The following is an 11,548-nucleotide window of genomic DNA, read 5'->3' on the forward strand; positions in this document are numbered from 1 at the left end:
CGCGCCCCGGCGCGGGCGCTTCCCGACGAAGAGGGATCCGCTGTGGCCCATCGCACCTGGCTCGGCGCCCTGGCCGGCGCCGCCATCGGCGCCGTCGCCGCCCGCGCCGCGTACGCCGCGTTCACCCGCCGCCCCCCGGTCGGCGACGAGAAGACCTGGACGCGTACCAACCACCGCGGCGAGCCGATCACGCTGCTGGAAGGCCCGGCGTTCGTGGCCGGGGCCGGCGCGGCGGCCGCCCTGGCGCCCGGCCTGCCCGCGCGGGTGCGCGCCGCGGCCGTCGTTGCGGGGCTCGGCGGCGGCGCGCTCGGCGCCTACGACGACCTGCGCGAGACCGGTTCTTCCAAGGGCTTCAAGGGCCACCTGACCGCCCTGGCCAGGGGAGAGGTCACCAGCGGGGCAGTGAAGATCCTCGGCATCGGCGCCGCGGGCCTGGCCGCCGCGGCGCTGCTGCCCGGGAAGCCGGGCCCGCGCGGCGGGGGCGTCGTGACGCGCCTGGCCGACACGCTGATCGACGGCGCGCTGATCGCCGGCGGCGCGAACCTGGCCAACCTGTTCGACCTGCGGCCGGGCCGCGCGGTCAAGGCGGGGCTGCTCGCGGGCGGCCCACTGCTCGCGGCGTCGCTGGTCAAGGACGCCCCCGTGGGCGCCGCGCTCGCCGCCGTGCCGCTCGGCGCGGGCGTCGCCCTCCTCCCCGAGGACCTCGGCGAGCGCGCGATGCTCGGCGACGCGGGGGCCAACGCCCTCGGCGCGCTGCTCGGCGTCGCCGCCGCGGCCACCCTCGGCCGTCCCGCCCGCCTGGCGGCGCTCGGCGCGGTGGCAGGGCTCACCGCCGCGTCGGAGAAGGTCAGCTTCACCAAGGTGATCGCCGGGAACCGCGTGCTGCACCGCCTCGACATGCTGGGCCGCCGGCCGCGATGATCAGGCGCGCGGGCCAGGGGGTCGCGGCGGCCGCGGTGGTGATCGGGGCCGTCACGGTCCTCGCGCGCGTGGTCGGCTTCGCCAAACAACTGGTCCTGGCCCGCGTCGTCGGCACCAACTGCCTGACCACGGCCTACTTCACGGCCAACGGCCTGCCGAACATCGTCTTCGAGATCGTCGCCGGCGGCGCGCTCGCCGGCATGGTGGTCCCGGTGATCGCGGGCGCGTCGCGCGACGGCCGCCCCGACCCCGAGGCGGCCGGGCGGATCGCCTCGGCGCTGCTGACCTGGGTGGTGGTGCTGCTCGTGCCGCTGGCCGCGCTCACCGCGCTGGCCGCGGGCCCGCTCGTCGCCCTGTTCGCCGGAGACGTCCCCGGCTGCGACCCCGGCACGTTCGCCGCCGTCGCCACGCGCATGCTCGTGGTGTTCGCGCCGCAGATCCCGCTGTACGGGGTGGCGGTCGTGCTGTACGGCGTGCTGCAGGCCCACCGCCGGTTCGTCGGCCCGGCCGTGGCGCCGCTGGTGTCCAGCCTGGTCGTCATCGCGGCCTACCTGACTTATGTGCCGCTCGGCGGGGGCGCGGGCGCCGACCCGCTCGGCGTGCCCCGCCCCGCCGAGCTGGCCCTGTCCGTGGGCACCACGCTCGGGGTGCTGGCCCTGGTCGTCACCGTGATCGGCCCCTCCTCCCGGCTGGGCCTGCGCCTGCGGCCCACGCTGCGCTTCCCCGGCGGGGTGGCGCGGCAGGTGCGCGCCCTGGCGCTGGCCGGTCTGGCCGCGCTGGTGGCCCAGCAGGTCGCCACGGCGCTGGTGATCTGGCTGGCCAACCACCGGGCCGGCGGCGGCGCGCTCACGGCCTACAACTACGCCTGGGCGATCTACCAGGTGCCGTACGCGGTGCTGGCCGTGCCGATCGCCACCAGCGCGTTCCCCGCACTCGCCGCCCGCGTCGGCGACCGGGAGGGGTTCGCCGCGCTGTCCGCGCGCACCACCCGCGCCGTCCTGCTCGTGTCCGGGCTGGCCGCGGGCGTGCTGGCGGCGGTCGCGGCGCCGGTGGCCGCCGTCTTCGTGGAGGGTCTGGCCGGGGGTGCGCGCGCCACCGTCCCCGCTGGGGAGCTCGCCTGGGCGATCGCGCTGTTCGCGCCGGGCCTGGTCGGATACGGGCTGATCGCCCATCTCGGCCGGGTGCTGTACGCCACCGGGCAGGGGCGTGCGGCCGCGGCGGGGACCGTCGGCGGCTGGCTGGTCGTCATGGCGGCGCAGGCCGTCCTCACGGTGGTCCTGCCGGCCCCGTGGCGGCTGGCCGGGCTCGCGCTGGGCAGCGCGATCGGCATGACGGCCGGGGGAGCGCTGCTGCTCGCGGCGGTCGCCCGTTCGCGCGGCGGCGCGGCGCTGGCGGGGGCCGGGCGCGCGGCTCCGGCCGCGGTGCTGGGCGGGGCGGCGGGGTTCCTGGCGGGACACCTGGTCGCCGCGGCGCTGCCGGTCCACGGGACGGTCGCGAACGCCGGCGTCGCGGCCCTGTCCGGTGTCGCGGCGGCGGTGGCGGCGCTGGCGGTCGCCGCGCTGGCCGACCGGCCCGACCTGGCCTGGCTCATGGCCCGGCGCCGCGGCTCCGGCGACGATCCGCGCAAGGTCCCCGCGCCCGCGGGGGCGGGCCATGAGAGGGAGGACGCCGATGGCTGAGACGGCGTGCCGCGTGCTGCTGGTGCTGGGGACGAGCGCGGGAGGCGTCGGCCGCCACGTGCGCATGCTCGCCGAGGGGCTGGCCGCCGCGGGCCACCGCGTGGTGGTGGCAGGGCCGGCGAGCACCGACCGGGCGTTCGGCTTCTCCGGCGTGGCCCGGTTCGCCGAGGTCCCGATCTCCGACCGGCCCCGCCCGGCGAGCGACCTGCGCGCCGTGGCGCGGCTGCGGGCGCTGGCCGCCGGGGCGGACGTCGTGCACGCCCACGGGCTGCGCGCGGGCGCGCTCGCGGCGCTGGCGCCGGGGCGGCGCGCCGGGCTGGTGGTCACCCTGCACAACGCCCTGACCGCCTCCGGGGCGGTCGGCGCCGTCTACGGCGTCCTGGAGCGCGTCGTGGCCCGCAGGGCCGACCGGGTGCTGGTCGTCTCGCCCGACCTCGGGGAGCGCATGGCCGCCCTCGGCGCGCGCCACGTCGCCCCCGCCGTCGTGCCCGCGCCGCCCCTGCCCCCGCCGGGCAGGACGCCCGCCGAGGTGCGGGCCGAGCTCGGCGCGGGGGAACGCCCGATTCTGCTCACCGTGGCGCGCCTGGCCCAGCAGAAGGGCCTGGAGACCTTACTCGACGCGGCGCGGGGGCCGTTCGAGGGCGAGGCCCCGCTGTTCGTGGTCGCGGGGGAGGGGCCGCTGCGGGAGCCGCTGCAGGCCCGCATCGACGCCGAGGGGCTGCCGGTGCGGCTGCTCGGCGACCGCGCCGACGTCGCCGACCTGCTGGGCGCGGCGGCCTCGCTGGTCCTGGCCAGCAGATGGGAGGGCCAGCCCCTGATCGTGCAGGAGGCGCTGCGGGCGGGACGGCCGGTCGTCGCGACCGCGGTCGGGGGCGTCCCCGGCATGGTGGGGGAGGCCGGGCTGCTGGTGCCGCCCGGCGACGCCGGGGCCCTGCGCGACGCCGTCCGGCGGCTGCTCGCCGAGCCCGGCCTGGCCGCCCGGCTCGCGGCCGCCGCGCCGCGCCGTCCCCTGCCGGGCCCGGAGGACGCCGTCCGTGCCGTGCTGGACGCCTACGAGGACGCCCGCCGGTAGTGGCGCGCCCGGCCCTCAGGGGCCGGGTGTGACGTGGATCTCCTCCGGTGGGACGCGGCGCGCCGGGCGAGGCCGTGACCTGCGCCGTACGGGCGCGCCTGGCGCCGCCTCCGCCGCTCGTGGGGCCGGGGACGGCCGGTGATCCGCCGTGTCCCCCCGGCGCGATTAGGTGAGGCTTATGTGCTCCCTTATACTCCTGGTCGAGGGGGGGAGTATCCCTTCGCGACAGCCTCGTCATCACGGACCGCCCCGGAGCTGGGCGGCCCCGGGGCTGCCGGTCCGCGGCCCTCGCCGCGGGCGGGAGAGACCTCCGGCACTTTGACGCGGGCCGGAGGTTTTGTCGTGGATGTTTCTGTGTGGGTGTGGGCCGCGGTCATCGCGGGGCTCCTCGCCGTCCTCGCCGTCGACCTCTGGATCGTCGACCGTGGCGAGCCACGGGAGTTCTCCCTGCGGCAGGCGGGGTTCTGGGTCGGCTTCTACGTGGGTCTGGCCGTCCTGTTCGGCATCGGCCTGTTCTTCGTGGCGGGCGCGGACAAGTCGGGAGAGTTCTTCGCCGGCTATCTCACCGAGTACAGCCTGAGCGTGGACAACCTGTTCATCTTCTACATCATCATGGGCCGTTTCGCCGTGCCCAAGATCTACCAGCACAAGGTGCTGCTGGTGGGAATCCTGCTCGCCCTGGTCATGCGCGGGTTCTTCATCCTTATCGGCGCCGCAGCGCTCGAACGTTTCAGCTGGTTGTTCTACGTGTTCGGGGCGTTTCTCATCTACACCGGCGTGAACATGCTGCGCGGCCACGACGAGGAGGAATTCAAGGAGAACCTGCTGCTCCGCTGGGTGCGGCGGATGTTCCCCACCACGGACGGCTTCGTCGGCTCCAAGGTCATGACCAGGGTGGACGGCCGCCGCATGGTCACGCCCATGCTGATCGTCATGGTCGCCATCGGCACCACCGACCTGTTGTTCGCCCTGGACTCGATCCCGGCCATCTTCGGCCTCACCAAGGACGCCTTCATCGTCTTCACCGCCAACGCGTTCGCCCTGATGGGACTGCGGCAGCTCTACTTCCTGCTCGGCGGCCTGCTCCAGCGGTTGGTCTACATCAGCTACGGTCTGTCGTTCATTCTGGGCTTCATCGGCGTTAAGCTCATCCTGGAGGCTTTGCACGCCGGTGGCGTCTCGTGGGCGCCAGAGGTCCCCATCTGGGTCTCCCTCTCGGTGATCGGCGTGACCATGGTGGTGACCACCGTGGCCAGCCTGATCAAGGCTCGGCTGGACAAGAAGCGGTCCGGCGAGCCCACGCCTCCCGCGAAGGTGTCCCAGGGGTAGCGAAACGGTGCGAGACCCGATTTGCTTATCCCATATTGCTATGCAGGGGCCCCGTCGTGGGTAGCATTCGGCGATAAGTCACAAACCGGTCTCTGGCCGCAATCATCACAAAAGGTTCCCTGTGTCCAACGATTCGCCAAGCCACGGCCGCCGACGCGTACGGCTGGCCCGTGGTGTCTCCCCGTGGGTGGCCCCCACCGCCGCGGCCGCCGTCGTCACGACGGCGCTGGCCCGGCGGTCCCGCCCCTGGGTGCTGGCGGCGGCTCCGCTGACCGCCCTGACCGGCGCCATGCTCTGGTTCTTCCGCGACCCCGAGCGCGACCTCGGCCCCGGCCTGGTCCTCAGCCCCGCCGACGGCGTGGTGCAGAGCGTCGACCCCCAGCCGGACGGGCGTACCCGCGTCGCCATCTTCATGAGCCCGCTGAACGTCCACGTGAACCGCGCGCCGCTCGACGGCACGGTCACCTCGCTGGAGCACGTGGCCGGCGGGTTCCGCCCGGCCTTCGACAAGGACAGTGACCAGAACGAGCGGGTGGTCTGGCATTTCGCCACGGCCCTCGGCGACATCGAGCTGTGGCAGATCGCCGGAGCCGTGGCCCGTCGCATCGTGCCGTACCTCGGCATGGGCGCCAAGGTCTCGCGGGGCGAGCGGATCGGGCTGATCCGCTTCGGCTCGCGGGTGGACATCTACCTTCCAGAAGGGATCGCCCCCGCGGTCAGCGTGGGGCAGAGGACGACGGCGGGAGTGACTCGCATTGACCATGGCTGACGCCGGGTGGTCCATGGACGACCTGGACGAGGACGAAGCGCCGAGAGGACCGGTCGGGAAGGCGTTCCGCCTTTCCGCCGCCGACTCCCTGTCCATCGGCAACGCGGTCTGCGGGTTCCTGGCGGTCTGCGTGCTGGCGTGGTCGGCGATCGCCCAGCTCCAGCAATCGCGTGAGTTCCACCCCGACCCGCGCTACTTCGCCACGGCGGTCGTCCTGCTGCTGATCGGCGCCACCTGCGACCTGTTCGACGGCCTCGTGGCCCGGCGGTTCCGCGCCTCGGCCATGGGCGCCGAGCTGGACAACCTCGCCGACGTGATCAGCTTCGGCTTCGCCCCCGCCTTCATGGTGGTGGCGTGGGCGGGCTTCTCCCACAGGCTCCCGCTGTGGCTGGTGCTGTGCGCGGCGGTGTCCGTGCTGGTCGCGGGCGTCGTGCGGCTGGCGCGGTTCGCCTGTGTGAAGACCAAGAGCGGCGACTTCATGGGCCTGCCCATCCCCATGGGCGCCATGACCGTGGTGTCGATCGTGCTGCTGTTCCAGCCGTCGTACCCGACGGTGATCGGCATCTTCGCGGTGGCCTGGCTCATGGTCAGCCGCATCGAGTACCCCAAGCCCAAGGGCAACCTGGCGGCGGTCGTGCTGGCCTGGATCATGGTCAACGTCGCCTGCCTGATCATCTGGGCGGCGGACCTCGCCGGCGGCGACATCCTCATCCAGATCGGCGCCTGCATGCAGATCGCGCTGGTCTCGGCGATCCCGCTGCGCGTGCTGATGTTCAAGCGCGAGCAGCGCAAGGAGCGCAAGCTCACCGGCAGCGTGCGCTAGCGCCGCGCCCGGCGGCCCGGCATCCCCGCGGTGCCGGGCCGGGTGCGGGAGCGTGCCTCACCAGCCCCGCGCGCGCCACTCCGGCAGCGCGGGGCGCTCGGTCCCGAGCGTGGTGTCCTTGCCGTGTCCCGGGTACACCCAGGTGTCGTCGGGCAGCCGATCGAAGATCCGCTCCACCACGTCGGTGTAGAGCCGGTCGAACCGGGCGGCGTCCCCCTGGGTGTTGCCGACCCCGCCCGGGAAGAGCGAGTCGCCGGTGAACAGGTGGGAGTCGCCGTACAGCAGGGCGATCGAGCCGGGCGTGTGCCCCCGCAGGTGGATCACCTCGATCGTCACCACGCCCACGCTGACGCGCTCGCCGTGCTCGACCGGCCGGGTCACCGGCACGGGGAGCTCGGGGGCGTCCAAGGGGTGGGCGATCGTCTCCGCCCCCGTCGCCTTCGCCACCTCGGCCAGGGCCATCCAGTGGTCCGGATGCCGGTGCGTAGTGATGATCTTGCTGATGGGCATGTCCCCGATCAGCTCAAGAAGGCGCGGGGCGTCGGCGGCCGCGTCGATCAGCGCGCCGTCCCCGGTCTCCCGGCACCGCAGCAGGTAGGCGTTGTTCCCGAACTCGCCGACCTCGACCTTGCTGATCGTCAGGTCGGGCAGCTCGCGCACGTCGGCGGGGCCGCCGGCGGTCACATCACCGGTGTAGGTCACGGGTACTCCTCGGCAGGTGTCGTTGGAAGGCCGGGCGGGATGGGCGCCGCCGGCCGGGGTGGCGCCGCGGGTGCCCGCTCCGTCACCTTAAGGCCGTGATACCCCGGTCCCGTGGCTTCGCCGTCCCCGACCGGCCGGGCGGGGATGGCGCCCCACGCCCGGCGGGATCCGGCCTCCCCGGACGCGGGGGTTGGGTACTGTGGGGTGAGCACACCCGTCCTGGCCCAGGCAGCAGGTCGCCATGACCCGTCCGCGCCGTGGGCGTCGTCCCGGCCCGCGCGGACCCGCGCCGCCCGTCCACCGGCCCGCGGGGGCACCTTCCCGGACCGGAAGAAAACTGTCGGACCCCGTCGTTAGAGTGGCGGCGACTAGTCAGAGGTGGCCCTAGCTCGGCTGCCGTGGATCATGAACGGACATGAGAGATCTGCTGTGGCCGACCGCTTGATCGTTCGTGGCGCCCGCGAACACAACCTCAAAGACGTCTCGCTGGACCTGCCGCGAGACGCTCTGATCGTCTTCACCGGGCTGTCCGGCTCGGGCAAGTCCAGCCTGGCCTTCGACACCATCTTCGCCGAGGGCCAGCGCCGCTACGTCGAGTCCCTGTCGGCGTACGCCAGGCAGTTCCTCGGGCAGATGGACAAGCCCGACGTCGACTTCATCGAGGGCCTGTCCCCGGCCGTCTCGATCGACCAGAAGTCCACCTCCCGCAACCCCCGGTCCACGGTCGGCACCATCACCGAGGTCTACGACTACCTGCGCCTGCTGTGGGCCCGCATCGGCAAGCCCCACTGCCCGGCCTGCGGGCGCCCCATCGCCCGCCAGACGCCCCAGCAGATCGTCGACCGCGTGCTCGAACTGCCCGAGGGCACGCGTTTCCAGGTCATGGCCCCGGTCGTCCGAGGCCGCAAGGGTGAGTACGCCGAGCTGTTCCGCGAGCTGCAGACCAAGGGCTTCGCGCGCGCCAGGGTCGACGGCACCGTCGTCAGGCTGGAAGAGCCGCCCACCCTGAAGAAGTACGAGAAGCACGACATCGAGGTCATCGTCGACCGCCTCTCGGTGAAAGAGGGCGCGCGCCGCCGGCTCACCGACTCGGTCGAGACCGCGCTCCAGCTCTCCGGCGGCACGATCACCCTCGACTTCGTCGACCTCCCCGAGGACGACCCGGGCCGCGAGCGCTTCTACTCCGAGCACCTGTACTGCCCCTACGACGACCTGTCGTTCGAGGAGCTGGAGCCGAGGTCGTTCTCGTTCAACTCGCCCTTCGGCGCCTGCCCCGAGTGCACCGGCCTCGGCACCCGCATGGAGGTCGACCCCGAGCTCGTCGTGCCCGACCCCGAGAAGAGCCTCGGCGACGGCGCGATCGCCCCGTGGGCCGGCGGCCACACCAGCGACTACTTCATCCGCCTCGTCGAGGCCCTCGGCCACGCCATCGGCTTCGACCTCGACACCCCGTGGGAGCGCCTGCCCAAGCAGGCGCAGAAGGCGCTGCTGCGCGGCCACGACCAGCAGGTCCACGTCCGCTACAGCAACCGGTACGGCAGGCAGCGGTCCTACTACACCTCCTTCGAGGGCGTCATCCCGTGGGTGCAGCGGCGCCACTCCGAGGCCGAGAGCGACTCCAGCCGTGAGCGCTTCGAGGGCTTCATGCGCGAGATCCCCTGCCCCACCTGCAAGGGGGCGCGGCTCAAGCCGGTCTCCCTGGCGGTGACCGTCGCCGACCGGTCGATCGCCGAGGTCTCGTCGCTGTCGATCGGCGAGTGCGCCAAGTTCCTCGGCGACCTCAGCCTGTCCGAGCGCGACATGCACATCGCCGAGCGGGTCGTCAAAGAGATCAACGCCCGGCTCGGGTTCCTGCTGGACGTCGGCCTGGACTACCTCACCCTCAACCGCGCGGCGGGCACGCTCGCGGGCGGCGAGGCCCAGCGCATCCGCCTGGCCACCCAGATCGGCTCCGGCCTCGTCGGCGTCCTGTACGTGCTGGACGAGCCGTCGATCGGCCTGCACCAGCGCGACAACCAGCGCCTGCTCGACACGCTGATCCGCCTGCGCGACATGGGCAACACCCTCATCGTCGTCGAGCACGACGAGGACACCATCGCCGCCGCCGACTGGGTGGTCGACATCGGCCCCGGCGCGGGCGAGCACGGCGGCCAGGTCGTGGTCTCCGGCACCGTCGAGGACCTGCTCGCCTGCGAGGACTCGCTGACCGGCGCCTACCTGTCCGGCCGCGCGAGCATCACGGTGCCCTCCGCCCGCCGCCGGCGCGACTCCAAGCGGAAGCTCACCGTGAAGGGCGCCCGCGAGCACAACCTCAAGGGCGTGGACGTCGAGTTCCCCCTCGGCGTGTTCACCGCCGTCACGGGCGTGTCGGGCTCGGGCAAGTCCACGCTGGTCAACGACATCCTCTACAGCGCCCTGGCCAAGGAGCTGAACGGCGCCAAGACCGTCCCCGGCCGCCACTCCCGCGTGACCGGCACCGATCTGGTGGACAAGGTGGTCCACGTCGACCAGAGCCCGATCGGCCGTACGCCGAGGTCCAACCCGGCCACCTACACCGGGGTCTTCGACCACGTGCGCAAGCTGTTCGCGCAGACCACCGAGGCGAAGATCCGCGGCTACCAGCCGGGCCGGTTCAGCTTCAACGTCAAGGGCGGCCGCTGCGAGGCGTGCTCGGGCGACGGCACCATCAAGATCGAGATGAACTTCCTGCCGGACGTCTACGTCCCCTGCGAGGTCTGCCACGGCGCCCGCTACAACCGGGAGACCCTGGAGGTCCACTACAAGGGCAAGACCATCTCCGAGGTCCTCGACATGCCGATCGAGGAGGCGCTGGAGTTCTTCGACGCGATCCCGGCGATCAAGCGTCACCTCAAGACCCTCAACGACGTCGGCCTCGGGTACGTCCGGCTGGGCCAGCCCGCCACCACGCTGTCCGGCGGCGAGGCCCAGCGGGTCAAGCTCGCCTCCGAGCTGCAGCGCCGCTCCACCGGCCGCACGGTCTACGTCCTGGACGAGCCGACCACCGGCCTGCACTTCGAGGACATCAACAAGCTGCTCGGCGTGCTCGGCCGCCTGGTCGACGGCGGTAACACGGTCATCGTCATCGAGCACAACCTCGACGTGATCAAGACCGCCGACTGGCTCATCGACATGGGCCCCGAGGGCGGCTCGCGCGGCGGGCGCGTGCTCGCGACCGGCACCCCCGAGCAGGTCGCCGGTGTGGAGGAGAGCCACACCGGCCACTTCCTGCGCAAGATCCTCGGCACCTGAGGCCGTGTGCCTCGTGCCCCCTTCCTGGGGGCGCGAGGCGTCCCGCCGCTCCGGCGGGTACGGGGCGCGGGGGGCCCTTTGACCTGCACGTTACGTGGAATTGTTCATACTTCCTCAGTTAGTTGCCGTGCGTAGTGAACCAACCGGGCCCCGGAGACGTAGCACGGGTAAGAAAGATCTCTAGGAAGGCGAACATGACCGATTCGGAAACCACACGACGTTCGATGATGCTGGGTGCGGGTGGCGCGGGCCTGGCCGTGGTGCTCACCGCCTGCGGCGGCACCGACTCCGCGGCGCCGGTGGACGGCGGCGCGTCCTCGCAGCCCGCCCCGGCGTCGTCGGCGGCGGAGGGCTCGGGGGGCTCCGGTGGCGGGGCGGCGGACGTCCTGGCGAAGACGGCCGACATCCCCAAGGGCGGCGGCAAGATCTTCAAGGAGCAGAAGATCGTCGTCACGCAGCCCAGTGACGGGCAGTTCAAGGCCTTCAGCGCCATCTGCCCGCACCAGGGATGCTCCTGCAACGCGGTCTCCAACGGCACCATCAACTGTCCGTGCCACGGCAGCAAGTTCAGCATCAGCGACGGTTCGGTGACCGCCGGCCCGGCGAAGCAGCCGCTCGAAGAGAAGCAGATCAAGGTCGACGGCGACTCGATCAGCCTCGCGTGACGCCGCGGCCGTGACGCAGCGCGCACGGCTGGCCCCGCCGGGCGGGGGTGAAGGGGGCGGTGCCCTTCACCCTCGCCCGTAGTGATGTCACACCTGGTATTCGCGAGATTCGACCGATATAGCGGGCTTAATGCGTCTCTGCTGATTAACAACGCCATTTACTCTCAAACCCGCGCCACGGCTTCCGCCCGGCATGAGGACGCCCGCGGAAAGCGCGGGGTGTCCGGCCGCGGCGGCACGCGGGCCCCGGCCCGGATCCGTCCGGGAGCGGCCCCGCGCACGCCACCGGGCGCGGGCGGACACCGCCGGAACCCCTGA

Annotated in this window: 9 protein-coding genes; 8 read left to right on the forward strand and 1 reads right to left on the reverse strand. The window is 72.9% G+C overall.

The genetic code is table 11. The features are described 5' to 3' along the window. Window positions 1–42: 42 nt before the first annotated feature. From BJ982_RS24430 to pssA, 6 genes are all read left to right on the forward strand, one after another. Window positions 43–921: a hypothetical protein gene (locus BJ982_RS24430; RefSeq protein WP_184883744.1), complete on the forward strand. Its 879-nt coding sequence runs from the start codon at window positions 43–45 to the stop codon at window positions 919–921. Next, entirely contained in the window at window positions 918–2,600 is a 1,683-nt protein-coding gene (murJ, locus tag BJ982_RS24435) for a murein biosynthesis integral membrane protein MurJ (protein ID WP_184883746.1), read from the forward strand. The genes BJ982_RS24430 and murJ overlap by 4 nt, the downstream gene beginning before the upstream one ends. Next, complete coding sequence (locus BJ982_RS24440; protein WP_184883748.1) at window positions 2,593–3,672, forward strand: glycosyltransferase family 4 protein; 1,080 nt, start codon at window positions 2,593–2,595, stop codon at window positions 3,670–3,672. Before murJ ends, BJ982_RS24440 begins: the two co-directional genes overlap by 8 nt. A gap of 342 nt (window positions 3,673–4,014) precedes the next feature. After that, the gene (locus tag BJ982_RS24445; protein WP_184883750.1) at window positions 4,015–5,001 is read left to right on the forward strand and encodes a TerC family protein; all 987 of its coding nucleotides are present in this window, start codon (window positions 4,015–4,017) and stop codon (window positions 4,999–5,001) included. A gap of 121 nt (window positions 5,002–5,122) precedes the next feature. Further along, entirely contained in the window at window positions 5,123–5,770 is a 648-nt protein-coding gene (locus tag BJ982_RS24450; RefSeq protein ID WP_184883752.1) for a phosphatidylserine decarboxylase, read from the forward strand. Continuing rightward, a complete protein-coding gene (gene pssA / locus BJ982_RS24455; protein ID WP_184889256.1) occupies window positions 5,763–6,593 on the forward strand; it encodes a CDP-diacylglycerol--serine O-phosphatidyltransferase in 831 nt (276 codons plus the stop codon). The genes BJ982_RS24450 and pssA overlap by 8 nt, the downstream gene beginning before the upstream one ends. A 57-nt stretch (window positions 6,594–6,650) precedes the next feature. Here pssA and BJ982_RS24460 read toward each other — a convergent pair whose 3' ends face one another. Then, a complete protein-coding gene (locus BJ982_RS24460; protein ID WP_184883754.1) occupies window positions 6,651–7,295 on the reverse strand; it encodes an MBL fold metallo-hydrolase in 645 nt (214 codons plus the stop codon). Between the two features lie 429 nt (window positions 7,296–7,724). On the opposite strand from BJ982_RS24460, the gene uvrA reads away from it, so the two are divergent. Both uvrA and BJ982_RS24470 read left to right on the forward strand, forming a co-directional pair. After that, window positions 7,725–10,565: an excinuclease ABC subunit UvrA gene (gene uvrA / locus BJ982_RS24465; RefSeq protein ID WP_184883756.1), complete on the forward strand. Its 2,841-nt coding sequence runs from the start codon at window positions 7,725–7,727 to the stop codon at window positions 10,563–10,565. A 194-nt stretch (window positions 10,566–10,759) separates the two neighbouring features. Next, window positions 10,760–11,230: a Rieske (2Fe-2S) protein gene (locus BJ982_RS24470; protein WP_184883758.1), complete on the forward strand. Its 471-nt coding sequence runs from the start codon at window positions 10,760–10,762 to the stop codon at window positions 11,228–11,230. Window positions 11,231–11,548 lie beyond the last annotated feature (318 nt).

The sequence above is a fragment of the Sphaerisporangium siamense genome (assembly GCF_014205275.1).
GTDB lineage: Bacteria > Actinomycetota > Actinomycetes > Streptosporangiales > Streptosporangiaceae > Sphaerisporangium > Sphaerisporangium siamense.